Consider the following 25,385-nt stretch of genomic DNA (forward strand, 5'->3'; position numbering starts at 1 on the left):
GTATTTTCCTCATGCTCTTAGTGTTCATGACTGGCGGCAGCTTTGCCCAGCTCAGCCTTGATCAGGAAACTGTTCTTCGCAACGTATGCGGTACCCGCCTGCAAGCCCTTGCGTATTTCTGTGTACTTGCCATCGCTGCGTCCCAGTTCCACTGGCCTGGCTTCCAGTTGATCGCCATAGCTGGCAAACACTGTGGCTTGTTCATCGATGATTTGTATGGCTTCATTGACTATCGCAACCGGTACTTCCACTTCGGCGGACAGCAGGGCGACATTCACAGTCAGGCCGGGATACCATGCACCCTTGGTATTGGGCAGCAGCAAGCGTGCTTTGGCCGTGCGGGTTTGTTCTCCCATGACGGCACCTACATAGCTGAGCTTGCCTTCTGCCGTTGCGTCAAAGGCATTGGCACTGACTTTGGCGCTCTGGCCTGTCCTGACATTGTTGAGATCCTTGGCAGGTATCGCGATTTCCACCCAGACACTGCTGAGGTCAGCTACCGTAAAAATGGCAGCATCATCCTTGAGAGACTGGCCCATGCTGATATGTTTCTCGGTCACTGTGCCAGCGATGGGTGAACGGATTTCATATCGGTTCAGATTGCCCTTGCTGGCCATGCCTGCACCCAGGGACGCCAGTTTTTGTTGCGCACTTTGCAGGGTGATGTCGGCTTCCTGCATGGCATTGCGGGCATGCAGATAATCCTGTTCGGCTGAGATTTTTTCTTCCCAGAGTTTTTTCTCGCGCTCAAAATTACTACGCGCCAGTGCATGGCGTTTTTGTGTTGCCAACACTTCGGTGCGCAAATCGACGAGGGCCTGGCTGGATATCACCGCCAGTAACTGCCCCTTGCTAACCTTGTCACCCGCATTCACCGCCACGCTTTCCACCACACCTGAGAGGCGCGGCACAATTTGCAGCATGCTGTCTTCATTCAGGCGCACTTCACCCAACAGGTTCAGATTGCTTTGCAGTTTTACTGCGCCTGCTATTTCTGTCTCCACGCCATTTTGCTTGCGCTTTAAGGCATTCATGCTGACACGGCCTTCTATCTGTTCGTAATTGAACTGATAGCTCTTGCCCGCATGCTGGGCTGTGATGCTGGCTTTGAAGGAGTGCGGCTCTTCGACTATCGCGTCACTTTTCAGATAATTTTTTTCTGTGCTGAACTTGAAGTTTTGTACTGCGCCACCCAGACGCTCCAGATTGATGGTGACGTTATTCGCTGCAGGTGACAGTGGCTTGCCATCCAGGTAGGTATACAGGCGAAATTCTGGTGCCGTGTTTTGTTCGAAAATAGTCACTTCCAGCGCATAGCCATCCTTGCTGAACAGCTTGCCGCCATGCGGGCCTTTGGTGGCGGCCTCGGCTTCACTGGCTTCGTCATGATGTTCTTTGTCGGCATGTTCCGCCTGCTCTGTATGGCTGCCATGTTCATCAGTTTTTTTCGATTTTCCTGTGCTCAGTATCAGCGCAGCCAGTATTGCACCTATGAGGATGACGATGATGACTGGCACGGCAGTTTTTTTATTGATATTCAGTTTCATACAAATCCTAAAATGAAGAGGTGGTGGTGAACAGGCTGAATTCACTGTCCCCTATGTAAGCCTCGATGTCCGCTGCAGCGCGCTGGGCTTCTGACAGGCTGCGCAAGTATTGCGCCCTGGCTTGTAGTAATGAACGCTGGGCGTCCAGCACATCCATGAAATTGAACTTGCCGTATTCAAAGCCCTTGATGGCGAGCTCATAAGCCTGCTGCGCGCCCGGCAGCATATCTTTTTTCAGCATCTCGGCTTCTTCCCTGGCCAGGCTCAAACGCTGATGGGCTTGCAGCACTTCGCCATGCAGGCGGTTTTCTGTGGCTGTCAATTCATCCCTGGCCTTGTCTGCGCGGCTCAGGGCTTCCTGCAGATTGCCCTGGTTGCGGTCAAACAGGTTTAGCGGGATGCTGATGCCGACGATGGCCTGGTTGCGGCCAGTTTGCTGTTCACGCTTGTTGCCTATGCTTAAAGTCAGGTCAGGGACTTGCCTGCTTTTTTCCAGCGCTGACATGGCCAGTCGCTTGTCCACTTCCAGTTGTGCGCGTTGCATCAATGGCGAGCGTGCCAGGGCTTGCATCAGTTTTTGCAAGTCGGGCAAGGCGGGCAAGGTATGGAATTCAGCTTGCAATTGCAGCTCAGCAGCCAGCTTACTGCCCATGGCTGTTGCCAGGCTTTGTCTGGCTATCAGCAAGTCGCTATTGGCTTGCGCAAGTTCCACACGCACGCCAGATTCGGCAATGCCAGCCCTGCTTGCTTCCAGTGGCGGGATTTTACCGAGACTGACCTGGCGGCTGGCAGCATGGCTGGCCCGCTGTGCCAGTTCCAGCGACACTGTGGCCAGACGCTGGCGCTCCTGTGCAATCAAAACGGCAAAAAACTGTGTGCTGACTGCTGCCCTGATCTCGGCTGATTTGATCGCCAGTTCATTCAAGGCAGCGCTACGACTACGCTCGGCGACGCTGATGCGTGCGCCGCGTTTGCCGCCTAGTTCCAGCGCCTGATTGATTTGTATGGTGGTGCTGCGACTGTCTTGCCTGGCATCTTCGACCAGCGCAGACAGTTCAGGGTTGGGCATGACACCAGCCTGGCGCAAGGCACCCTCGCTGGCCTGCACTTCACGCCTGGCAGCAGCGATGTCGGGATTATTGGCAAGCGCCTGCCTTAATGCGGCAGGCAGGCTGAGTGCGGCAGTACTGGCCGCAGGTGCAGTGTTTTGTGCTGATACCGGTGGCTGTACTGTGCACAGTAGTACGACCACTAAAGTGGATGATAATAATTTTTGCATGGCATTCTCCTGGAAAAACGAAAAGGAAGAATCCAGCAAGTAACCGTCAAGTTTTTAGCTTAGTAAATGCGTCAGCTCGCACGCAAAAGTACCTGTAAAAGTACCTGCAAAAGTACGTGACAAAACACAAACGCAGAGAAATAAATTAGACAGATAGCTCGCCGGACTTAGGCAAGGGCCATCCATTTGGGACGTTCAGGTTGAGCCAGGAATGGCGCAGGAGTTTGCAAAGCCGAGCCACTGAGCTGGTAAACGATCAGTGCTGACTGGCTGACCAGTAAATTGGAAGAATAGGCAGCCAGCGGACTGGGCGTACAAGAAGCACAATCGGGGTGAGTGGCAGCTTTCTTTTGTGACTTGTCCGCAGACTTGTCTGTATGTATCTCGCCATCTACAGCCTCATGTTCATGCGGATGATGACCAAAATGCTGCGCGCTCTTGTCTGTCTCATGCATGCAATAAGCACTCGCCACCGCCCAGCTTAGCTGGAGGGTGAAGGCAAGGATGATCATGAAGACAAATTTCTTAAGCATGTGGTGGATTATAAACCCTAAAGCAATTCAGGCATGGTGGGCTGAGCAGATATCTGTAGCTACTGGTCATTAAACACCCTGTAGTCGCTACAGAGTCAAGGCCCGTCAAAAAAATCATACTCTGGTGAATAAGCTTTATGTTCTACAATGCGCGATAGCTCATCACAAGATCATCACAAGAGCCTTGACTGATTACCATCATAATTTCCTACTCCAGATTTTTCCATGACTTTTGCTACCCTGGGCCTTAGCCCTGAACTCTTGCTTGCTGTGGCAGCGCGCCAATATACGCTTCCTACTGCTGTGCAGACTGAGGCTATTCCTGCCGTGCTTGCTGGCCAGGATGTTATGGCACTGGCACAGACTGGCTCAGGCAAGACAGCCGCTTTTGCCTTGCCCTTATTGCAGCGTCTGCAACAAGATATGGAACAAGACAGGGAAGAGGGCAGCAAAGAAGGCAGCAAACAGCGCAAGGTAAAAGTGCTGGTCCTGGTGCCTACCCGTGAGTTGTCAGGACAAGTTGGGCAAACCATAGAAGCACTGGCCGGGCACTTGCCCAAAAAATTGAAAGTCGCTGTGATCTATGGCGGCGCCTCCATCAATCCGCAAATGATGCATTTGCGTGGCGGCGCTGATGTTGTCATCAGTACACCTGGCCGCCTGCTTGATTTGCTGGATAACAATGCTCTTTCATTGCAGCACGTCAGCACTCTGGTGCTGGATGAGGCAGACAGGTTGCTGGATCTTGGCTTTGCCGATGAAATCAAACGCATACTCGAACAATTGCCCGCGCAGCGGCAAAACCTGTTTTTCTCGGCCACTTTTTCGCCTGCAGTAAAAAAACTGGCCCTGGCTTTATTGCATGAACCCAAGCGCATAGCGATTGAAGACCTCACTGAAAACCTGCCAGATATCGCGCAAAGGGCGATAGCTGTAGATGGCGACAAGCGCACCCGTCTGTTGGTACACCTGATTAAAGAGCAGCAATGGGAGCGCGTGCTGGTTTTTGTTGCTACTAAATATGCCAGTGACACGGTATCGAATAAATTGAAAAAAGCTGGCATCAAGGCTGAAGCCTTTAACGGCGATGCCAGCCAGGGTGCGCGCCAGCATATGCTGACTGACTTCAAGGCCAACCGTATCCAGGTGCTGGTTGCCACTGATCTGGCAGCACGCGGCATCGATGTGGCTGGATTGCCTGCTGTCGTCAATTATGATTTGCCGCGTTCTGCAGATGACTATATCCATCGCATAGGTCGTACTGGTCGTGCCGGTGCCAGTGGCAGCGCCATCAGCTTTATCCTGGCTGAACATGAAATGCATTTCCGCCTGATAGAAAAACGTCAGGATAAACGCGTCTCACGCGAAACGCTGGCAGGTTTTGAGCCCAGCCAGACGGCAGGGGACATGACCCCTGCAGAATCTGAGGCACCAACTGGCGGCATCAAGGGCAAGCGCAAGAGTAAAAAGGACAAGCTGCGCGAACTGGCGGCACAGAATAAATAGTGCCCTGATCATGCCAAAACTGCCCAGACTGCCAAAAAAGCAGGCTAGGTCTCAATTAGCTGGTGAGTTTTACCTGCGCCAACTACGCTAGTAGTTGTCAAGTTCATGCATCTTCAAGAGACAAATTTACAACAGAAGCCCGAAGTAAGTTTGAACTGTGTATTTGTGTTTCTCTGGCGCAGAGACAGTCACTGAAAAATTCTGGATATAATTAATTTTATCTATGTAAATCAATGACTTGCTTTGGATTATCTTATATCTTTTTTGTCAAATTTTGAGGTCGGCTGGCAATTGTTTCTGGCAAGCCAGATGAAATTGTTTGCCTGTTTTTTCAGCAATGACTGAGCATTTGGCAACAGGCTCGAATATATTTCTTGCTTTGTGGAAAATTGTTGCCCAAATTCATCTGATGCTATAATTCTGCTTAATTGATGTGCAGAACTCATCTGGCGCGCACCCAATCCCCCCAATTCCTGTCCCAAAGTACGTCATTGACGGCACTTGTTTGTCTGCTATCGCATACATGTCTGACCGGTCATCAGCATTCCTGATGCTTTGGGTATTTGTTTTATCTATCGAGGCTCTATGTTTAAAAAAATTATTCCCCTGACGCTGCTGGTCGGCAGTTTGTTCGTGTCTGTTGCCCACGCAGCAGAAAAACTCACCGTTGGCCTGATCGCCACCACCAGTATTGAAGATACCCGCAAACGCTGGCAGCCATTGCTGGATGATCTGGCAAAAAGCACAGGCACAGAAGTGACTGCAGCCATTTCTTCCAATTACAGTGAAATCGTCAGCGGCTTGAAAGAAAACAAGATACAAGTCGCCTGGCTGAGTAGCAAGGTAGCCCTGGATGCCGTTGAAGATGGCAAATCCACTGTGTTTGCACAAATGGTGAAAAGTGATGGCTCACGCGGCTATAACTCTTTGCTGATCGCTTCCAGCAAGAGCCCTCTGACTAATTTTGATCAGGTATCGGCCAAACCTGGCACCTATGTATTCTCTGACGGCGACAAGAAATCCACTTCTGGCTATCTGGTTCCTGCTTATTATCTGTTTGCTAAAAATAAGATAGATATCAACAAGCTGTTCAAGAAGGTCAATGTCGGCAACCATCAAAGCAATTTTGCTGCTGTCACTCAAGGTGAAGCTGATGTGGCCACGTTTAATTCTGAAGAAATGGACAGATTGAAAAAAGAAGCGCCAGAACAAATCGCCAAAGTTCGCGTTATCTGGACTTCCCCTCTGATTCCAAATGACCCTATCCTGTATCGCAAGGATTTGTCACCAGCCCTGAAAACCCGTATTGAAGATTTCTTTATTAACTACGGCAAGCAAAAGCAGGCTCAGGCTGTATTGAAAGACATTTTGAATTTGTCTGGTTTCCAGCGTTCTACTGATGCACAGTTGAAACCAATTGCTGATTTGACATTGTTCAGCCTTTTGCGCGAAAACCTGAACAATCCAAGTCTGACTGATGCGCAAAAACAAAAGAAATTTGATGAAGTCAGTGCCCGTTTTGGCAAATTGAGTTTCGTGCTGGAAGCTTCCCGCATTAAATAAGTCGGAATAATTCAGAATAGTTCCAGATAATTTGTAACGAAAGCTGAAAAAAATACAATAAATCGAGGAATTTTGCCGTAATTTGGCCTAATTTATTGTTTTTTTATAAAACGTATAAAAAAATTTCTCATTTTTGTACATTAATGTGTCAACTGAATTGCGAACCGGTGCGTTTTTGGACTAAAGAATCTTTGCTGACACCTTCCTTTAAGCAAAGTTTCCCTTTAAGGAGTCAGAAAATGATTTACGAAATACTGGTTCGCCCTTCGGACAACAGCAAGAAAATGACCTCCGATCATTTGATCTGGATAGAAAGCAACATGACTACCCGTTCTTTCGAGAACTGGTTGCGTGAAAAGTCCTTGCTGGACGGCAGTGGCCATGCGCCTGTAGTGCGCTGGGGTATCGTGCAGACGCAACGTCCTGCGCACTTCAATCTGGCGACACAGGCAAAAGCCCTGAAAAGCCGTATTTCTGAATTGATGACTGGTACTCCAGAAATCGTCGCAGTGCCGGATGCATCCCGTGCACTCAAAGCTTTCCGCTTGAAAAGCCCGGTTCAAGAACTCATCGCGGCCTGATAAAGCGGGATTGCGGGCTTTCCGGCAACACCGGAAAGCTGAAGCGCCTCCCAGAAGACTATATAGACCATAGCCAGACCATGCCCTGTGATCAGGACATGGTGCGGATGTCTTATCTTCGATTTGTTGAAGGCGCTGTTGGCTACTTTTAGCTGTCATTGCTTATTGGTGCTTACTAGTACCAAGGTCGCCGCACAGATAAGTTTTGACAAGATAGCCAGATGCCAAGCACAATCCAGACTCTTTTGGATTGCCTGCATACACATGGCCAGATTAGCCCGTTTAGTTATCCCGCATCAACAACACCATGTTATCCAGCGCGGCAATGCTGGCAGCCTGATTTTTCTGGATGCCGAGGATTACAGCAGCTTTCTGGACTGGCTCAGGCAAGCCGCCAAATTGTTTGATGTGGCCATCCATGCCTATGTGCTGATGCCAGACCACTTGCATTTATTGCTGACACCTGGTGATGAACCTGGCCTGGGCAAGATGATGCAATGGCTGGGGCGGCACTATGTCCCTTATTTCAATCGCAAATACCAGCGCAGCGGTACCTTGTGGCAGGGACGTTACCGCGCCACGGTCATTGAGTCTGCTACCTACTTCATCCCCTGCAGTATTTATCTGGAAAGCAATCCTCAACGTGCCGGTCTGGTGCAGGACTTGCTCGACTACACCTGGTCCAGCTACCGTCATCACGTCGGCCTGTTGATAGACCCCCTGATTACCGACCATAGTTGCTATTGGGCTCTGGGTAATACTCCTTTCCAGCGTGAGGCTGCGTACAAGCAAAGCCTGGAGAGCGGATTATCGGGCAGGCAAATCACTGAAATCACCCAGGCAACCACCAAGGCCTGGATGCTGGGTTCAGCCAAATTCAAGATAGAAATGAGCAAGCTGACCGAAAGACGGGTAGAACCAGTCAAGCGTGGTCGGCCACGCAAGGCCGGGGAAAATACTTAGTAGTCCTGTGGCTGCCAGAGGCTGCTGGCTTTCACGCCCCAAAATTCTTATGAGCACGCGGTAAGCCAATAAATTCGGCTTCTTTCACTATGTCCCCATTTAAATATTCATGAAAATGTGGTCAATTTAATTTGACACTGACCCTAATTAAACCAGTTGCGTAATATTTTGCACTGCACTATTCTTTGTCTTGTCCTGACAGGATTTACGCCAAACTGTCGTGCCGGCGCATTCACAATTAACGAATGCCTGGCACATTTGTCCAGCGTAGCGCCATGCCCTTACCCGGAAGCCTGGCCCACAGTTTGATCACCCTTCAAGCTAACGTCATCAAGCTGCCATCCGCAGCCAGCAAAATTGCTGAATAGCAAAGCCAGCTATTCATGCCGACAGCTGTTTCACGTAAGTCCTGATATTGAAATTGTCCTCCGGAGATCCACTATGCACGCTCAAGGTTTATACGACCCATCCAATGAACATGACGCCTGTGGCGTAGGTTTTGTTGCCCATATCAAAGGCAAGAAGACGCATGCCATCGTCGATCAGGGTTTATTGATTTTGAAAAATCTTGACCACAGGGGCGCGGTTGGTGCCGATGCCCTGATGGGCGATGGTGCCGGTATCCTGATCCAGATTCCTGACCAGTATTACCGTGAAGAGATGGCCAAGCAGGGCATCAACCTGCCGCCACCTGGTGAATATGGCGTGGGCATGATCTTCCTGCCGAAGGAACATGCATCCCGCCTGGCTTGCGAACAAGAGATAGAACGTGCCGTGCGCGCAGAAGGCCAGGTCGTACTGGGCTGGCGTGATGTGCCGGTAGACCGCGACATGCCCATGTCACCTACCGTGCGTGAAAAAGAGCCGGTCATCCGTCAGATTTTCATCGGTCGCGGTCCTGACATCATGGTGACTGATGCGCTGGAGCGCAAACTGTATGTAATCCGCAAATCGGCTGTGCATGCGATTGAAGCCCTGCATCTTTTGCATGGCAAGGAATACTTCGTGCCGTCCATGTCTGCCCGTACCATCGTCTACAAAGGCTTGCTGCTGGCCGACCAGGTTGGTGTCTACTATAAAGACTTGCAGGACGAGCGTTGCGTTTCTGCGCTGGCCCTGGTGCATCAGCGTTTCTCGACCAATACCTTCCCTGAATGGCCGCTGGCCCACCCTTACCGCATGATTGCGCATAACGGTGAAATCAACACGGTAAAAGGCAATTTCAACTGGATGCGCGCCCGTGAAGGCGTCATGAAATCGGCAGTACTCGGCGACGATCTGCAAAAACTGTATCCACTGATATTTGAAGGCCAGTCTGATACTGCCAGCTTCGATAATGCGCTGGAATTGCTGGTCATGGCTGGTTATCCAATTGCACAAGCGATGATGATGATGATCCCTGAAGCCTGGGAAAACCACACCATGATGGATGAAAACCGCCGCGCCTTCTATGAATACCATGCGGCCATGATGGAACCATGGGACGGCCCTGCCGCCATGGCCTTTACCGATGGCCGCCAGATCGGTGGCACACTGGATCGCAATGGCCTGCGTCCTGCACGCTATATCGTTACTGATGATGACCTGGTCGTCATGGCATCGGAATCTGGTGTTTTGCCTATTCCAGAATCCAAGATCATCAAGAAATGGCGTCTGCAACCAGGCAAGATGTTCCTCATCGACCTGGAAGCTGGCCGCATCATCGATGACAAGGAAATCAAGGACACTTACGCTAACGCCAAGCCTTACAAACAATGGATCAAGTCTGTCCGTATCAAGCTAAATGAATTGAAGGCAGCAGAAGACAAGACAGAATACTCAGCGACTTTGCTGGACCGTCAGCAAGCCTTTGGCTACACCCAGGAAGACTTGAAATTCCTGATGGCACCAATGGCGCTGGCAGGTGAAGAAGCCATAGGCTCCATGGGCAATGACTCTTCGCTGGCCGTCATGTCGAACAAGCTCAAGCCTCTGTATAACTACTTCAAGCAATTATTTGCGCAGGTGACCAATCCGCCTATCGATCCTATTCGCGAAGCGATGGTGATGTCGCTGGTATCCTTCATCGGCCCGAAACCGAATTTGCTGGATACCAATAACATCAATCCGCCTATGCGCCTCGAAGTCGCACAACCGATACTGGATTTTGCTGACATCGCCAAGCTGCGCAATATCAGCGCCAATACCGGTGGCAAGTTCAAGTCCTACGAACTGGATATCTGCTATCCCATCGCCTGGGGCAAGGATGGTATCGAAGCACGCCTGGCATCCATCTGCGCTGAGGTTGTTGATGCGGTCAAGTCTGGTCACAACATCATGATCATCACGGACCGCAAGATGGATGCCAACTATGTCGCCATTCCGGCCTTGCTGGCAACATCTACCGTGCATCAGCATCTGGTCAGCAAGGGTTTGCGTACGACGACCGGTCTGGTAGTCGAGACTGGCTCTGCCCGCGAAACCCATCACTTTGCCCTGCTGGCAGGTTATGGTGCAGAAGCTGTCCATCCTTATCTGGCGATGCAGACACTGGCAGATATGGCCAAGGATCTGTCGGGTGAATTGTCAGCAGAAAAAGCCGTTTATAACTACACCAAGGCAGTCGGCAAGGGCTTGATGAAAGTCATGTCCAAGATGGGTATCTCTACCTATATGTCTTATTGCGGCGCGCAGATTTTTGAAGCCGTCGGTCTCAACAAATCCCTGGTTGACAAATACTTCAAGGGCACGGCATCGAATGTAGAAGGCATAGGCGTATTTGAAGTTGCAGAAGAAGCCCTGCGTTTGCACAAAGCTGCTTTTGGTCTGGACCCAGTACTGGAAAATGCCCTGGATGCCGGTGGCGAATATGCCTTCCGCGTGCGTGGTGAAGACCATATGTGGACACCGGATGCAATCGCCAAGTTGCAGCATTCCACCCGTGCCAACAACTACAATTCGTATAAAGAATACGCACAGATCATCAATGACCAGAGCAAGCGTCATATGACTTTGCGTGGCCTGTTTGAATTCAAGATTGATCCAAGTAAAGCCATCGCTCTGGACCAGGTCGAACCTGCGAAGGAAATCGTCAAGCGTTTCGCGACTGGCGCGATGTCCCTGGGTTCCATCAGTACAGAAGCACATGCAACGCTGGCTGTAGCCATGAACCGCATAGGTGGCAAATCAAATACCGGTGAAGGCGGTGAAGACCCAGCGCGTTATCAGCAAGAACTGAAAGGCATCCCTATCAAGCAGGGTGCAACCCTGGCTTCCGTCATCGGCAAAGACCAGATAGAAGTGGACATTCCCTTGCAGGATGGTGATTCGCTGCGCTCGAAAATCAAGCAAGTCGCCTCTGGTCGCTTTGGTGTTACGGCTGAGTATCTGAGTTCTGCCGACCAGATACAGATCAAGATGGCGCAAGGTGCCAAGCCGGGCGAGGGCGGGCAGTTGCCAGGACATAAGGTCTCTGAATACATCGCCAAGCTGCGTTTCTCTGTACCTGGTGTGGGCTTGATTTCTCCGCCGCCGCATCATGATATTTATTCGATTGAAGATTTGGCGCAGTTGATTCATGACTTGAAAAACGCCAATCCAAAAGCATCGATCTCAGTCAAGCTGGTGTCTGAAGTTGGTGTGGGTACGGTTGCTGCCGGTGTGTCCAAAGCCAAGGCAGATCACGTCGTCATCGCTGGTCATGACGGTGGTACGGGTGCCTCACCTTTATCGTCCATCAAGCATGCTGGTACACCATGGGAACTGGGCTTGTCTGAAACCCAGCAAACCCTGGTCTTGAATGGCTTGCGTGGACGTGTCCGTGTACAGGCTGATGGCCAGATGAAGACGGGCCGTGACGTCGCCATTGCAGCGATGCTGGGTGCCGATGAAATCGGCTTTGCTACAGCACCGCTGGTGGTTGAAGGCTGCATCATGATGCGCAAATGCCATTTGAATACTTGCCCGGTAGGCGTGGCGACACAAGACCCGGTCTTGCGTGCCAAGTTCTCTGGCAAGCCTGAATATGTCGTCAATTACTTCTTCTTTGTAGCAGAAGAATTGCGTCAGATCATGGCGCAACTGGGCATACGCACTTATGACGATTTGATAGGCCGTGTTGATTTGCTGGATAAATCCAAGGCGGTGTCGCACTGGAAAGCCAAGGGGCTGGATTTCAGCCGCATCTTCTATCAGCCAGAACTGGCTGAAGGTGCAGCAATACGCCATGTTGATGTACAAGATCATGGCCTGGAAAAAGCCCTCGACAATAAACTGATTGCCCAGGCAAAAATTGCTCTGGAAACTGGTGAAAAAGTATCCTTCATATCACCGATCAAAAACCTGAACCGCACGGTAGGTACGATGTTGTCTGGCGAAGTGGCCAAAAAATATGGTCACGCAGGTTTGCCGGATGACACTATCCACATACAGTTGCAAGGTACGGCTGGTCAGTCTGCCGGTGCTTTCCTGGCGCATGGCGTGACACTGGATCTGGTGGGCGAAGGTAATGATTATGTAGGTAAAGGTTTGTCTGGTGGCCGCATTATCATCCGCCCAAATACAGAATTCCGCGGCTGGGCAGTGGACAACATCATCTGTGGTAACACGGTACTGTACGGTGCCATCTCTGGTGAAGCCTTTATCAACGGTGTTGCCGGCGAACGTTTCGCGGTACGTAATTCTGGCGCAGTCACTGTGGTGGAAGGTACTGGCGACCATGGCTGCGAATACATGACAGGCGGCACCGTCATCGTGTTGGGCAACACAGGTCGTAACTTTGCTGCCGGTATGTCGGGCGGTATCGCTTATGTCTATGACCCTGAAGGTGAATTTGAGGCCAAGTGCAATATGTCCATGGTGACACTGGAGCCGGTCCTGGCTGGTGACGTACAAGTGGCAACTCTGGATAAATCAATCTGGCATAGCCGCCTGCGTGGCGGTGACGGCGAGACTGATGAAGCTATCTTGCGCAATCTGATAGAGCGTCATTTCAAACACACAGGCAGTACCCGCGCCCGCAATTTGCTGGACGACTGGGCCCGCAGCCGTGCCAAGTTCGTCAAGGTATTCCCTACCGAATACAAGCGCGCTTTGGGTGAAATGTATGCGGCAAAACAGCTCGCAGCGAAAAAGGAAAAAGTCACGGCATAGTCGAGTGAGCGTGCCGCAGCCAGTCTGCGGTCGCGCCCTCCTGTGTTCTCCAGACTATTTAGCTTATTTCAGCTTATTTCAAATTCAGACAGGGCATATGCCCGCAACAAAATTGAGGTTAGAAAATGGGTAAAGTTACCGGCTTCATGGAATACCAGCGTTTGCAGGAAGCAAGCGAAGCACCGCAGTCACGCAAAAAGCATTACAAGGAATTTCTGGTACATCTTGATGATGGCCAAGCCAAGGTGCAGGCAGCGCGCTGCATGGATTGCGGCATTCCTTTCTGTAATAACGGCTGCCCCGTAAACAACATCATCCCTGACTGGAATGACCTGGTGTTCAACGGTAATTACAAACTGGCGCTCGATACCCTGCATTCGACGAATAACTTCCCTGAGTTCACTGGCCGTATTTGTCCTGCACCATGTGAGTCTGCCTGTACCCTGGGTATTAACAGCGATGCCGTCGGTATCAAGTCGATAGAACATTTCATCATCGACAAAGGCTGGGAAAACGGCTGGGTTCTGCCGCAAGTGCCATCTATCAAGACTGGCAAGAAAATTGCCGTGGTTGGTTCAGGTCCTGCGGGCCTGGCAGCAGCCCAGCAACTGGCACGTGTTGGTCATGATGTAACTGTGTTTGAAAAGAATGACCGCGTTGGTGGCTTGCTGCGTTATGGCATCCCTGACTTCAAGATGGAAAAATCCCACATCGACCGCCGTGTCGATCAGATGGTGGCTGAAGGCGTGACTTTCCGCACCAGCGTATTCGTCGGCAAGGATTTCCCGGCGACAGTGACCAACTGGGCCAAGGAAACCATCTCGCCTGAACAACTGCAAAAAGACTTTGATGCCGTCATCATTGCCGGTGGTGCAGAAACACCGCGCGACTTGCCCGTGCCTGGACGCGAACTCAAAGGCGTGCATTTCGCGATGGACTTTTTGCCGCTGCAAAACAAGGTCAATGCCGGTGACAAGGTCAAGGACCAGATCATGGCCAGTGGCAAGCATGTGGTCGTTATCGGTGGCGGTGATACCGGTTCTGACTGCGTGGGCACATCCAACCGTCACGGTGCCAAATCAATCGCCCAGTTTGAACTGATGCCACAACCGCCTGAGCAAGAAAACAAATCCCTGGTCTGGCCTTACTGGCCCACCAAGTTGCGTACCTCATCTTCGCATGAAGAAGGTTGCGACCGTGACTGGGCGGTAGCGACCAAGCGTCTGGAAGGCAAGGCAGGCAAGGTAGAAAAGCTGATCGCCTGCCGCGTGGAATGGAAAGACGGCAAAATGCAGGAAGTACCAGACTCAGAATTCGAAATGAAAGCCGATCTGGTCTTGCTGGCCATGGGTTTTGTCTCGCCAGTACAACAAGTACTGGATGCTTTCGGTGTCGATAAAGATGCGCGCGGCAATGCCAGGGCAACGACAGATGGCGCTGGCTGCTATAAGACAAATGTCGACAAGGTGTATGCCGCAGGTGACATGCGTCGCGGGCAGTCGCTGGTGGTGTGGGCGATACGCGAAGGGCGTCAATGTGCGCGTGAAGTGGATGCCTTCCTCATGGGCGACTCTGTTTTGCCTCGTTAAGACGCCCTGCAGTCTGTATTTGCATAAGGCCAGACTGATTTGCCACGGCGAGTAAAATCTCCGGTAAATCAGTCATTCCTGGTGGTGATAAAGCCGCCTTGCGCTGGAAATTTGTAAATAACTGACTCTTGGTTCATTTAAAAAATTATTTTTCACTCCTGTTGTTTGAATTAAATTCGGAAAATTTTGTATTTATCGCGTTTTGCGCGAAATAGCTGGAATATTCTGAATATTCATCAATACCTTGTTTTTTTGTCATAGTTGTCTGTACAACCCTCTTTGCCTTTCTGCATTACAATCTAGTTTTTATAAAACTATCTCCCCATTGCTGTGCCAAATCTTGTAGAAATTCGCGATATCCAGTTTGGGTATGGAGACCGGACTATCCTGTCTGAACTCCGTATGGATTTCCCACGCGGTAAACTGATTGCTGTCATGGGTGGTTCAGGTTCGGGCAAGACCACGATCTTGCGTCTGATAGGTGGGCAAATCCGCGCGCAGCGTGGCAGTATCAAGGTCAATGGGCAAGAGATCAGTGCGCTTGATACCCAGGGCTTGTATGCCATACGCAGGAAAATGGGCATGCTGTTCCAGCATGGTGCCCTGTTCACAGACTTGAATGTCTTTGATAACGTCGCTTTCCCCATGCGCGAACATACCAATCTCAGCGAAGCAATGATACGTGACCTGGTCTTGCTGAAGTTGCAGGCCGTGGGTTTGCGTAATGCGGCGGCTTTGATGCCCGCTGAAATATCCGGTGGTATGGCCAGGCGCGTGGCGCTGGCCCGTGCAGTGGCGCTGGACCCAGAATTGATTATGTATGACGAGCCCTTTGCTGGTCTTGATCCTATCTCCATGGGCGTTGCTGCCAATTTGATACGGAACTTGAATGACGCTTTAGGGTCTACGTCCATCCTGGTGTCGCATGATGTCCATGAAACCTTTGCGATTGCGGACTATGTCTACTTCCTGTCTAAGGGCAAGATCGTCGCGCAGGGTACGCCTGAAGAAATGCGGGTGTCTGAAGACCCCTATGTAAAACAGTTTGTGCATGCAGAGGCAGACGGACCCGTGCCTTTCCATTATCCCGGCGCATCCCTGCAGGTTGACCTGGGTTTGGAGAAGCGCACATGATCGTAGAAAAAATTGGCGGTTTTGTCAGGTCAACCATGGCAGATGTGGGTTATGCGGCCCGCAGCTTTTTTTCGATATTGGCAAATTGCCTGGGTTTATGGCGCAGGCCACGCCTGGTAACAGACCAGATCCATTTCATAGGCAATTATTCCATGGTGATTATTGCCGTGTCGGGATTGTTTGTCGGTTTTGTACTGGCATATCAGGGTTATTACACCCTGAACCGCTATGGCTCTGAAGAAGCGCTGGGTCTGCTGGTCGCGCTCTCGCTGGTGCGTGAACTTGGCCCGGTGGTCACGGCCTTATTGTTTGCCGGTCGCGCAGGTACATCGCTGACGGCAGAGATAGGTCTGATGAAGGCCGGTGAGCAACTGGCTGCGATGGAAATGATGGCAGTCAATCCCATACAAAGGGTGCTGGCCCCGCGTTTTCTGGCAGGCATCATCGCGATGCCGATACTGACTTCCATCTTTAATGCCATGGGCATTATTGGCGGTTATGTCGTGGGTGTGAAACTCATCGGTGTCGATAATGGCGCGTTCTGGTCACAGATGCAGGCGGGGGTGGAAGTATTTCAGGATATAGGCAATGGTGTTGTCAAAAGCATCGTTTTTGGTTTTGCAGTAAGCTTTGTTGCATTATTCCAGGGCTATGAAGCGCAGCCTACCCCCGAGGGTGTAGCGCGTGCCACTACCAGGACCGTGGTCATATCATCATTGCTGGTGTTGTGGCTGGACTTCCTGTTGACGGCCTGGATGTTCCAGTAATAAGGGCTTGCCAGCATATAGTCATGCTGGCTGGGCTGACTGAATTCATTTTGAAACCTGCGCTGAAGCAGGGCGATTAGCTAAATCGCAAGAAAGCGCAAAAAGCGCAAGAACTCGTAAGAATTGAAGGAAAAAAATGCAAAAAAAATCTCTCGACTTCTGGGTAGGCCTGTTTGTTTTGCTGGGCGCGGCTGCACTGTTGTTTCTGGCACTCAAGGCAGGCAATTTAAGCTCTCTGTCTTTTGAGCAGACCTATACTGTAACTGGGCGCTTCGACAATATAGGCGGGCTCAAGCCAAGGGCGGCAGTGAAAAGTGCGGGTGTGGTGGTAGGGCGTATCAGTGAAATTAAATTTGACGATAAAACCTATCAGGCAACTGTCGTCATGGAGTTGGAAAAGCGTTACAAATTCCCAAAAAATTCATCCATCAAGATCCTGACCGCAGGTTTGCTTGGTGAGCAATATATAGGTTTGACCGCAGGCAGCGATGAGAAGTTATTGGCTGCTGGCGACAGAATTACATTTACCCAGGATGCCATCGTGCTGGAAAGCCTGATTAGTCAGTTCTTGTTCAGCAAAGCAGCAGACGGAAATACGGAAGAGAAAAAATGACAAGAACAGATAAATTTCCTGCCTCTGGCAGGATCTTGGCCATGTTCCTTTTATTGGCCAGCGTGTTGCTGACCGGCTGCAGCACAGTCACTGTAGAAAAAATCAAGGATAAGGCTGACCAGACTCTTGATGTATTGAGCACCAAGACCAATATAGGTAAGAACCCGCGTGATCCGCTTGAGGGTTTCAACCGTGCCATGTTCAGTTTCAACGATACTGTGGATACTGCGGTCGTTAAACCAGTGGCAGAAGCATACCGTGCAGCAACACCCGGCTTTGTACAGACTGGTATAGGTAATTTTTTCAGCAATATTGGTGATGTCTGGAATGCAGTGAACAATTTGCTGCAGGGCCGTGTCAATGACAGTGCCACTGATGTCATGCGGTTTGCCGTCAATACCACCATAGGTTTGGGTGGTTTGATAGACATAGGTTCGGCTGCTGGCATGCCCAAGCATAATGAAGACTTTGGTCAGACGCTGGGGCGCTGGGGTGTCAAGTCTGGGCCTTATCTGGTATTGCCAGTATTCGGGCCATCAACAGTACGCGATGCTTTCGCCATGCCTGTCGATATGTATGGTGATTTGTGGTACTACAAACGCCCCATGTATATCAAGAACATAGGTTCGGTAGTACGTCTGGTTGACAAGCGTGCGTCAGTGCTGGATGCCGGCAGCTTGCTGGAAGAAGCGGCACTTGATAAATATGTATTCTTCCGTGATGCCTATTTGCAACGCCGTGCTGGTCAGGTGAGTCCTGACGCGGACTAAATAATAGCTGCCGTTTGAAATTGTAAGAATTGGTGTAAGTGTGGTGAACCGGGTCAACCGCCGAGGCTGCTGACAAGTTAACTGCTCATGTGCGGTGTCTACCGCAAAATCAGGAACAGGAATAATAAAATGAAACGAACTCTGACAAAATTTTTTAACTTTGTATTTGCCAGCTTGCTTATCACTGGTATGGCCAGTGGCGCAGCCCAGGCACAGGAAGCACCTGATGCCCTGATCAAACGTCTGAGCCAGGAAATCCTGGACACGGCAAAAAATGACAAGGATATCCAGGCCGGAAATCAAAAGAAAGTTTATGACATGGTGGAAAGCAAGATCCTGCCATTCATAGACTTTCCCCGCATGACTTCCCTGGCTGCTGGTAAAAGCTGGAAAGAAGCGACGCCTGAACAGCAAAAGCAACTGACCAATGAATTCCGCACTTTGCTGGTGTTCACTTATTCTGGCGCGATTTCTCAGATCAAGGATCAACGTGTCGAATTCAAGCCTATGCGTGCTGAAGCCAGTGATACTGAAGTTGAGGTACGTACCCAGGTCATACAATCACGCGGTGAACCTATCGTTTTGAACTATCGCCTGGAAAAATTGGCAACTGGCTGGAAGATTTTTGACATCAATGTACTCGGCGCATGGCTGGTGGAAACTTATAAAGGCAGTTTCTCTGCTGAAATCAGCAAGTCCGGTATTGATGGCCTGATCAAGACGCTGGCTGAAAAGAACAAGAAACTCGCTGCTTCCAGTGCGGCGAAAAACGCAGCAAAATAAAACGCAAGATATAACGCAAAATCAGTCCGGGAACGTATTGTGTATACAGTAACAGGTGAGCTTAGCCATGATAATGCCAATGCAGTTGTTGCTGCAGGCTTGTCTGCCATAGCTGCAGGTCAGTCAGCGTTCGACTTGTCGGCGCTGACTAAAATTGACTCCAGCGCTGTGGCGGTCATGATAGCCTGGCAACGTCAGGCTATCCAGAAAGGCGTGCAACTGCAGTTCAGTGGTTATTCTGCCAGCTTGCTGAGTTTATTGGCACTATACGGTCTCAACGAGCAATTCCAGCTTCATACACCAGAGCGACATTGATCGCATCCTGAGTTTCTATTTCTGTGTGGCATGCATGGTGACAATACCGGCATGCCAATTCAGATCAAATCCCGAAAATCCCCTATAATCAAAGGTTTCGTCACTCTAGTGGACTGTAATAGTGAACTAGTGACAAGAAACCGGGTTTTCCGGTTCTTAATTCCCTGATGAGCACTTAGTGCAAACACGCCAGATGGCAGCCATACAAATTAGCAACATACAAAAACGCTACCAGTCGCTACAAGCACTGGGTGGTGTCTCACTCACAATAGAAGAGGGTGAATTTTTCGGTTTGCTGGGGCCAAATGGTGCAGGCAAGACTACCCTGATATCCATACTGGCAGGCCTTAACCGGGCTGATGCCGGCAATATCACCGTGCAAGGCCATGACGTGGTCACGGATTACCGCAATGCCCGCAAGAAGCTGGGCGTGGTGCCGCAAGAACTGGTATTCGACCCTTTCTTCACCGTGCGTGAAACCTTGCGCATGCAATCCGGCTATTTTGGCCTGAAGAACAATGACAAATGGATAGACGAGGTCATGGAAAACCTCGACCTGACCAATAAGGCCGATGTCAATATGCGCGCCCTGTCAGGTGGCATGAAGCGTCGCGTGCTGGTGGCGCAGGCGCTGGTGCATAAGCCGCCCGTCATTGTGCTGGATGAACCAACTGCCGGTGTCGATGTGGAATTGCGTCAGACCCTGTGGCAATTCATCGCCCGCCTGAATCGCGAAGGGCATACTGTTGTTCTGACCACACATTATCTGGAAGAAGCACAAGCCTTGTGCAACCGCATCGCCATGCTGAAACTGGGCAAGGTCGTGGCGCTGGATAGCACGGCCAATCTGATCAAGCGCATCTCGGGCTCGCAATTGCGCATCACCCTGGCAGCTAGTGGCGTAGTGACTTTGCCTGCCAGCTTGCGCGACAAAGTGATTACCCATGAAACCCCATCAGACCCGCGCCAGTTTGCCCTGCGCGTAACTGACTACAACCAAGTAGAGAGCATGCTGGCCGCCTTCCGTGCTGATGGTTGTATTATCGAAGATATGCATTTATTGCAAGCTGATCTGGAAGATGTCTTCCTGCAAATTATGGAGGGCAGCAAATGAGCAGCTTGACCGGTTTCAATACCTTGTTTTACAAAGAAGTTTTGCGCTTCTGGAAAGTCGCGACACAAACCATCACTGCGCCCATCATGACAGCCATTTTGTACTTGCTGATTTTCGGCCATGTGCTGGAAGAGCATGTACAGGTTTATCCTGGCGTCAAATACACGGCCTTCCTGGTGCCTGGCCTGGTCATGATGAGTGTCTTGCAAAATGCGTTTGCGAATTCTTCTTCTTCACTGATACAGTCCAAGATCACTGGTAACCTGGTGTTCATCCTCTTGCCGCCACTTTCGCACTGGGAAATTTTTAGTGCCTATGTATTGGCAGCCATCTTGCGTGGCGTTGCCGTTGGCGCAGGTGTCTTCATCGTCACTGCCTGGTTTGCTGACCTGCATTTTGTTGCACCATGGTGGATAGCGATTTTCGCTTTCCTTGGTGCTGCCATGCTGGGTACCATGGGTTTGATCGCCGGTATCTGGGCAGAAAAATTTGACCAGCTCGCGGCCTTCCAAAACTTTTTGATTATGCCTGCCACCTTCCTGTCTGGCGTGTTTTATTCCATCCATTCCCTGCCTGGCATCTGGCAAAGTATTTCGCGTTTCAATCCGTTTTTCTACATGATAGATGGCTTCCGCTTTGGCTTCTTCGGCAAGTCCGACGTTGATCCTCAGCATAGCCTGATGATCGTTTCCGTGTTTTCATTATTGCTGGCGACGATTGCCATCCAGATGTTGAAACGTGGTTATAAGTTACGACACTGAGTAAGACACTGAGTGAGAGACTAAGTAAGACACAGAGTCAGTATCAAGTAAAAACAATACGCAGTACAACAATTGCTTCACCATTTTGATCAAGAGAGTTAGCCGTGTTTCCTACGCCCGAACAAATTAAAAATTACATTGCAGCCGGTCTGGAATGTACTCACCTGGAAGTCGAAGGCGACGGCCAGCATTTCACAGCAGTCATCGTCTCTGCCGCCTTTGCTGGCAAGCGTCCGATACAACGTCATCAAATTGTTTATGCCGTGCTGGGTGACCGCATGCGTGAAGAAATACATGCCCTTTCCATGAAAACCCTGACGCCTGAAGAGTACGCTGCATAATGGATAAATTATTGATCACAGGCGGCAATCGCCTGAATGGTGACATCACGATTTCCGGCGCAAAAAATGCTGCACTGCCTATCCTGTGCGCAGGTTTGCTGACTTCTGGTAATGTCGAATTGCACAATGTGCCTTCGCTGCAAGATGTCAGCACCATGCTGAAATTGCTGCGCCAGATGGGTTTGCAAGTCACGCAGGAAAATGGTGTGACCGTACTCAATGGTGCAGCCGTGGACAAGCTGGAAGCACCGTATGATCTGGTAAAAACCATGCGTGCATCGATACTGGTGCTCGGTCCATTGCTGGCACGTTTTGGTGAAGCCAAAGTATCTTTGCCAGGCGGTTGTGCGATAGGCTCACGCCCTGTTGATCAGCACATCAAGGGCTTGCAAGCCATGGGTGCCGAGATCAATATCGAAGCTGGTTACATACACGCCAAAGCCAAGAAGCTCAAGGGCGCACGCATAGTCACTGACATGATTACCGTGACCGGTACAGAAAATTTGCTGATGGCCGCGACGCTGGCCGAAGGTGAAACCGTACTGGAAAATGCCGCACGTGAGCCGGAAGTTACTGACCTGGCCAACCTGCTGGTGGCCATGGGTGCGAAGATAGAAGGCATAGGCACAGACCGCCTGGTCATCCAGGGTGTAGAGAGTTTGCATGGCGCGACGCATACCGTCATCGCTGACCGCATAGAAACCGCAACCTTCCTGTGTGCAGTAGCTGCCACCGGTGGTGACATTACGCTGAAAAACACCCGCAGTGACATTCTCGATGTTGCACTCGACAAGTTACGTGAAGCAGGTGTGATATTGACCACAGGCCCGGACTGGATACGTGCGCAAATGAGCGGCCGCCCCAAGGCAGTCGGTTTCCGCACAACTGAATACCCAGGCTTCCCGACCGACATGCAGGCGCAATTCATGGCGCTGGACTGTATCGCCCAGGGCACCAGCATAGTCACTGAAACCATCTTTGAAAACCGCTTCATGCATGTACAGGAAATGAACCGCCTGGGCGCGAAGATAGAAATTGATGGCCATACAGCCATCGTCAATGGTGTCGACAAACTGGTCGGCGCACCTGTCATGGCAACAGACTTGCGCGCCTCTGCCTCGCTGGTGATAGCCGCCATGGTAGCCGAGGGTGAAACCCTGATAGACCGTATCTACCATCTGGATCGCGGCTATGACCGTATGGAAGTCAAACTCTCCGCAGTCGGTGCACAGATACAGCGAGTCAAATAAATGTCTTCACCCGCCACTCCACAATTGACACTGGCCTTGTCCAAAGGCCGCATCTTTGAAGAAACCCTGCCCTTGCTGGAAGCAGCAGGCATACGTGTGACCGAAGATCCAGAGAAATCGCGCAAGCTGATTTTGTCTACCAATGATCCTGATGTGCGCGTCATCATCGTGCGCGCTTCTGACGTACCCACTTATGTGCAATATGGCGCGGCTGATTTTGGTGTGGCTGGCAAGGATGTTCTGCATGAGCATGGTGGTGCTGGCCTGTACCAGCCTATCGATCTGAACATTGCCAAATGCCGTATGTCGGTTGCTGTGTCCGTAGGTTTTGATTACGAAAACGCTGTCCGCCAGGGCGCGCGCCTGCGGGTTGCGACCAAGTACACCGAAACTGCGCGTCAGCATTTTGCCGCCAAGGGTGTGCACGTTGATCTGATCAAACTGTATGGCTCCATGGAGCTGGCACCACTGGTTGGCTTGTCAGATGCGATTGTCGATCTGGTCAGTACCGGCAGCACCTTGCGTGCGAATAACCTGGTGGAAGTGGAACACATCATGGAAATTTCTTCGCGCCTCGTGGTTAACCAGGCAGCATTGAAATTGAAACGTGAACGCTTGCAACCCATACTGGAAGCATTCGATCGTGCCTCCAAGGCAAATGCATAATTGACCAAGAGAACAGCATGGCATCCCTGATTACCCGGCTTGATACGACAGAGGCAGATTTTTCCAGGAAACTGAGTTCACTGCTGGCTTTTGAAGCCAGTGAAGATGAAGCGATAGACCGCGCCGCTGCGCAGATACTGGCCAGTGTCAAAGCCAGTGGCGACACTGCCGTGCTGGAAGCGACCAATCGTTTTGACCGCCTGAATGCCAGCAGCGTTGCGGCGCTGGAGTTGACGCAGGAAGAAATGCAGGCCGCACTTGCATCACTGAATGCCGAACGCCGCACTGCGCTGGAAACGGCAGCAGCACGCGTACGTGCCTATCACGAAATTCAAAAAGCAGAATGTGGCTCTGCCGGTTTCAGCTATACCGAAGCTGATGGCACGGTGCTCGGCCAAAAAGTCACGCCACTCGATCGCGTTGGTATCTATGTACCTGGCGGCAAGGCAGCTTATCCATCGTCAGTATTGATGAATGCGATACCGGCCAAGGTGGCGGGCGTCAAAGAAATCATCATGGTGGTGCCTACGCCAGACGGCGTAAAAAATCCCCTGGTCTTGGCGGCTGCAGCAATCGCTGGTGTTGACCGTGTCTTCACTATCGGTGGTGCGCAGGCCGTTGGTGCTCTGGCTTATGGTACGGCAACGATACCCGCTGTCGATAAAATCGTAGGCCCAGGCAATGCCTATGTGGCTGCTGCCAAGCGTCGTGTATTTGGTGTGGTTGGCATAGACATGATCGCTGGCCCGTCCGAGATTCTGGTCTTGTGCGATGGCACGACAGACCCTGACTGGGTTGCCATGGATTTGTTTTCGCAAGCTGAGCATGACGAGCTGGCGCAATCCATTTTATTGTGTCCGGATGAAGCATATATTGAGGCCGTGCAAGCCAGCATCATCAAGCTGCTGCCAGCCATGCCCAGACATGAAGTGATACGCACTTCACTGGCCAACCGTGGTGCACTGATCAAGGTGCGCGATATGGATGAAGCCTGCGAAATCGCTAATAGCATCGCAGCTGAACATCTGGAAATTTCTGCAGAAAACCCTCAGCAATGGGCCGACAAGATACGCCATGCCGGTGCCATGTTCCTCGGTCGTTATTCATCTGAATCCCTGGGTGATTATTGTGCTGGCCCCAACCATGTCTTACCTACTTCACGCACGGCACGTTTCTCTTCACCGCTGGGCGTGTATGATTTCCAAAAACGTTCATCGATGATTTTTGTCAGTGAGCAGGGCGCACAAACCCTCGGTAAAGTAGCCGCTGAACTGGCCTACGGCGAAGGCTTGCAAGCCCACGCGCGCAGTGCAGAATTGCGGCTCAAGTCATGAAAGTAAAATTGCTGGCTGCCATGAATACCTATACCTGCATATGATGGCCGAATGGCGTAACCAGGTTTTTTGTGAAGATGCGCTGCAAGGTCTGGCGCGTCTGCCTGATGCCAGCATAGACTTATTGCTGGCTGACCCGCCCTATGGTCTGGGCAAGGATTATGGCAATGAGTCAGACAAGATGGAGTCGGCTGCCTATCTGGAATGGATGGCGCAGTGGATAGATCTGGCCCTGCCCAAGCTGAAAGCGAACGGCAGCCTGTATATCTTCCTGACCTGGCGTTATTCGCCTGAAGTCTTTGTCATGCTCAAGCAGCGTATGAGCATGATGAATGAAATCATCTGGGACAGGCGCGTGCCGTCGATGGGCGGTACGGTAAGAAAATATTCATCGGTGCATGACACCATAGGCTTTTTTGTCAAAGCCAAAGATTATTATTTTGACCTGGATGCCATACGCATCCCGTATGATGCAGCCACCAAGAAAGCCCGCAGCCGCAAGATTTTTGAGGGTGCAAAGTGGCTGGAAATGGGATTCAATCCCAAGGATGTATGGAGTGTCTCGCGCCTGCACAGAGAGCATGCCGAACGCGAAGAACATCCTACCCAAAAACCGCTCGAAATCATCGAGCGCATGATCAAGGCTTCCTGCCCACCCGGCGGTGTTGTACTCGATCCCTTCATGGGCAGCGGGACCACCGCCGTAGCTGCCAAACGTTGCGGGCGTGATTTTGTCGGATTTGAATTAAATCCCGACTATTGCGCAATGATAGAAAATCGCCTGGCCTCAATCGACACGGAAGCACTTTCTGCCTGATTTGTGCTGAAGTCTGGTCAATCTGATTT

The 25,385-nt window shown here is 51.0% G+C and carries 22 protein-coding genes; 19 read left to right on the plus strand and 3 right to left on the minus strand.

Going from position 1 to position 25,385, the window contains the following annotated elements; genetic code table 11:
* Positions 1 to 17: 17 nt before the first annotated feature.
* The 3 genes from DFR42_RS18370 to DFR42_RS18380 all read right to left on the minus strand — a co-directional run bounded on the left by DFR42_RS18370 (position 18) and on the right by DFR42_RS18380 (position 3,359).
* Positions 18 to 1,547, minus strand: coding sequence for an efflux RND transporter periplasmic adaptor subunit (locus tag DFR42_RS18370; protein WP_110256479.1), 1,530 nt, complete (start codon positions 1,545 to 1,547; stop codon positions 18 to 20).
* Positions 1,548 to 1,554: 7 nt separating this feature from the next.
* Entirely contained in the window at positions 1,555 to 2,826 is a 1,272-nt protein-coding gene (locus DFR42_RS18375; protein ID WP_110256480.1) for a TolC family protein, read from the minus strand.
* A gap of 167 nt (positions 2,827 to 2,993) precedes the next feature.
* Positions 2,994 to 3,359: a hypothetical protein gene (locus tag DFR42_RS18380; RefSeq protein ID WP_110256481.1), complete on the minus strand. Its 366-nt coding sequence runs from the start codon at positions 3,357 to 3,359 to the stop codon at positions 2,994 to 2,996.
* 225 nt (positions 3,360 to 3,584) lie between these two features.
* Between DFR42_RS18380 and DFR42_RS18385 the strand changes: the two genes are divergently transcribed.
* The 19 genes from DFR42_RS18385 to DFR42_RS18480 all read left to right on the plus strand — a co-directional run bounded on the left by DFR42_RS18385 (position 3,585) and on the right by DFR42_RS18480 (position 25,356).
* Positions 3,585 to 4,865: a DEAD/DEAH box helicase gene (locus tag DFR42_RS18385; RefSeq protein WP_110256482.1), complete on the plus strand. Its 1,281-nt coding sequence runs from the start codon at positions 3,585 to 3,587 to the stop codon at positions 4,863 to 4,865.
* 585 nt (positions 4,866 to 5,450) lie between these two features.
* On the plus strand, positions 5,451 to 6,428 hold the full coding sequence (phnD, locus tag DFR42_RS18395) for a phosphate/phosphite/phosphonate ABC transporter substrate-binding protein (RefSeq protein WP_110256484.1): 978 nt from the start codon (positions 5,451 to 5,453) through the stop codon (positions 6,426 to 6,428).
* 239 nt (positions 6,429 to 6,667) lie between these two features.
* Complete coding sequence (locus DFR42_RS18400) at positions 6,668 to 7,009, plus strand: hypothetical protein (protein ID WP_110256485.1); 342 nt, start codon at positions 6,668 to 6,670, stop codon at positions 7,007 to 7,009.
* Between the two features lie 264 nt (positions 7,010 to 7,273).
* The gene (locus tag DFR42_RS18405; RefSeq protein WP_110256486.1) at positions 7,274 to 7,972 is read left to right on the plus strand and encodes a transposase; all 699 of its coding nucleotides are present in this window, start codon (positions 7,274 to 7,276) and stop codon (positions 7,970 to 7,972) included.
* 441 nt (positions 7,973 to 8,413) lie between these two features.
* On the plus strand, positions 8,414 to 13,102 hold the full coding sequence (locus tag DFR42_RS18410; RefSeq protein ID WP_110256487.1) for a glutamate synthase-related protein: 4,689 nt from the start codon (positions 8,414 to 8,416) through the stop codon (positions 13,100 to 13,102).
* Between the two features lie 125 nt (positions 13,103 to 13,227).
* A complete protein-coding gene (locus DFR42_RS18415; protein WP_110256488.1) occupies positions 13,228 to 14,691 on the plus strand; it encodes a glutamate synthase subunit beta in 1,464 nt (487 codons plus the stop codon).
* Positions 14,692 to 15,021: 330 nt separating this feature from the next.
* Positions 15,022 to 15,825, plus strand: a complete 804-nt coding sequence (locus DFR42_RS18420; protein ID WP_110256489.1) for an ABC transporter ATP-binding protein — start codon at positions 15,022 to 15,024, stop codon at positions 15,823 to 15,825.
* On the plus strand, positions 15,822 to 16,592 hold the full coding sequence (gene mlaE, locus DFR42_RS18425) for a lipid asymmetry maintenance ABC transporter permease subunit MlaE (RefSeq protein WP_110256490.1): 771 nt from the start codon (positions 15,822 to 15,824) through the stop codon (positions 16,590 to 16,592). The genes DFR42_RS18420 and mlaE overlap by 4 nt, the downstream gene beginning before the upstream one ends.
* A 136-nt stretch (positions 16,593 to 16,728) precedes the next feature.
* Positions 16,729 to 17,205, plus strand: coding sequence for an outer membrane lipid asymmetry maintenance protein MlaD (gene mlaD / locus DFR42_RS18430; protein ID WP_110256491.1), 477 nt, complete (start codon positions 16,729 to 16,731; stop codon positions 17,203 to 17,205).
* On the plus strand, positions 17,202 to 17,975 hold the full coding sequence (locus DFR42_RS18435; RefSeq protein ID WP_425450888.1) for an MlaA family lipoprotein: 774 nt from the start codon (positions 17,202 to 17,204) through the stop codon (positions 17,973 to 17,975). Before mlaD ends, DFR42_RS18435 begins: the two co-directional genes overlap by 4 nt.
* A gap of 129 nt (positions 17,976 to 18,104) precedes the next feature.
* A complete protein-coding gene (locus DFR42_RS18440; protein WP_425450889.1) occupies positions 18,105 to 18,758 on the plus strand; it encodes an MlaC/ttg2D family ABC transporter substrate-binding protein in 654 nt (217 codons plus the stop codon).
* 36 nt (positions 18,759 to 18,794) lie between these two features.
* Positions 18,795 to 19,073 carry an STAS domain-containing protein gene (locus tag DFR42_RS18445; RefSeq protein ID WP_281275182.1) on the plus strand — a complete coding sequence of 93 codons (279 nt, stop codon included), beginning with the start codon at positions 18,795 to 18,797 and terminating at the stop codon, positions 19,071 to 19,073.
* Positions 19,074 to 19,266: 193 nt separating this feature from the next.
* On the plus strand, positions 19,267 to 20,187 hold the full coding sequence (locus DFR42_RS18450; protein ID WP_110256493.1) for an ABC transporter ATP-binding protein: 921 nt from the start codon (positions 19,267 to 19,269) through the stop codon (positions 20,185 to 20,187).
* A gap of 5 nt (positions 20,188 to 20,192) precedes the next feature.
* On the plus strand, positions 20,193 to 20,948 hold the full coding sequence (locus tag DFR42_RS18455) for an ABC transporter permease (RefSeq protein ID WP_211324356.1): 756 nt from the start codon (positions 20,193 to 20,195) through the stop codon (positions 20,946 to 20,948).
* 104 nt (positions 20,949 to 21,052) lie between these two features.
* A complete protein-coding gene (locus DFR42_RS18460; RefSeq protein ID WP_110256495.1) occupies positions 21,053 to 21,289 on the plus strand; it encodes a BolA family protein in 237 nt (78 codons plus the stop codon).
* Positions 21,289 to 22,539 carry a UDP-N-acetylglucosamine 1-carboxyvinyltransferase gene (gene murA, locus DFR42_RS18465; RefSeq protein ID WP_110256496.1) on the plus strand — a complete coding sequence of 417 codons (1,251 nt, stop codon included), beginning with the start codon at positions 21,289 to 21,291 and terminating at the stop codon, positions 22,537 to 22,539. Before DFR42_RS18460 ends, murA begins: the two co-directional genes overlap by 1 nt.
* On the plus strand, positions 22,540 to 23,205 hold the full coding sequence (gene hisG / locus DFR42_RS18470) for an ATP phosphoribosyltransferase (RefSeq protein ID WP_110256497.1): 666 nt from the start codon (positions 22,540 to 22,542) through the stop codon (positions 23,203 to 23,205). It begins immediately after the preceding gene.
* Positions 23,206 to 23,222: 17 nt separating this feature from the next.
* Entirely contained in the window at positions 23,223 to 24,539 is a 1,317-nt protein-coding gene (gene hisD / locus DFR42_RS18475) for a histidinol dehydrogenase (protein WP_110256498.1), read from the plus strand.
* A gap of 43 nt (positions 24,540 to 24,582) precedes the next feature.
* The gene (locus DFR42_RS18480; protein ID WP_110256586.1) at positions 24,583 to 25,356 is read left to right on the plus strand and encodes a DNA-methyltransferase; all 774 of its coding nucleotides are present in this window, start codon (positions 24,583 to 24,585) and stop codon (positions 25,354 to 25,356) included.
* Positions 25,357 to 25,385 lie beyond the last annotated feature (29 nt).

Source organism: Undibacterium pigrum (genome assembly GCF_003201815.1).
GTDB lineage: Bacteria > Pseudomonadota > Gammaproteobacteria > Burkholderiales > Burkholderiaceae_D > Undibacterium > Undibacterium pigrum.

Coding starts and splice junctions, on each gene's coding strand:
- DFR42_RS18400 (WP_110256485.1), top strand. CDS start 6,668: ATGATTTACGAAATACTGGTTCGCCCTTCGGACAACAGCAAGAAAATG.
- DFR42_RS18440 (WP_425450889.1), top strand. CDS start 18,105: ATGAAACGAACTCTGACAAAATTTTTTAACTTTGTATTTGCCAGCTTG.
- DFR42_RS18405 (WP_110256486.1), top strand. CDS start 7,274: ATGGCCAGATTAGCCCGTTTAGTTATCCCGCATCAACAACACCATGTT.
- hisD (WP_110256498.1), top strand. CDS start 23,223: ATGGCATCCCTGATTACCCGGCTTGATACGACAGAGGCAGATTTTTCC.
- DFR42_RS18450 (WP_110256493.1), top strand. CDS start 19,267: ATGGCAGCCATACAAATTAGCAACATACAAAAACGCTACCAGTCGCTA.
- DFR42_RS18415 (WP_110256488.1), top strand. CDS start 13,228: ATGGGTAAAGTTACCGGCTTCATGGAATACCAGCGTTTGCAGGAAGCA.
- DFR42_RS18370 (WP_110256479.1), bottom strand. CDS start 1,547: ATGAAACTGAATATCAATAAAAAAACTGCCGTGCCAGTCATCATCGTC.
- phnD (WP_110256484.1), top strand. CDS start 5,451: ATGTTTAAAAAAATTATTCCCCTGACGCTGCTGGTCGGCAGTTTGTTC.
- hisG (WP_110256497.1), top strand. CDS start 22,540: ATGTCTTCACCCGCCACTCCACAATTGACACTGGCCTTGTCCAAAGGC.
- mlaD (WP_110256491.1), top strand. CDS start 16,729: ATGCAAAAAAAATCTCTCGACTTCTGGGTAGGCCTGTTTGTTTTGCTG.
- DFR42_RS18380 (WP_110256481.1), bottom strand. CDS start 3,359: ATGCTTAAGAAATTTGTCTTCATGATCATCCTTGCCTTCACCCTCCAG.
- mlaE (WP_110256490.1), top strand. CDS start 15,822: ATGATCGTAGAAAAAATTGGCGGTTTTGTCAGGTCAACCATGGCAGAT.
- murA (WP_110256496.1), top strand. CDS start 21,289: ATGGATAAATTATTGATCACAGGCGGCAATCGCCTGAATGGTGACATC.
- DFR42_RS18410 (WP_110256487.1), top strand. CDS start 8,414: ATGCACGCTCAAGGTTTATACGACCCATCCAATGAACATGACGCCTGT.
- DFR42_RS18480 (WP_110256586.1), top strand. CDS start 24,583: ATGGCCGAATGGCGTAACCAGGTTTTTTGTGAAGATGCGCTGCAAGGT.
- DFR42_RS18435 (WP_425450888.1), top strand. CDS start 17,202: ATGACAAGAACAGATAAATTTCCTGCCTCTGGCAGGATCTTGGCCATG.
- DFR42_RS18385 (WP_110256482.1), top strand. CDS start 3,585: ATGACTTTTGCTACCCTGGGCCTTAGCCCTGAACTCTTGCTTGCTGTG.
- DFR42_RS18375 (WP_110256480.1), bottom strand. CDS start 2,826: ATGCAAAAATTATTATCATCCACTTTAGTGGTCGTACTACTGTGCACA.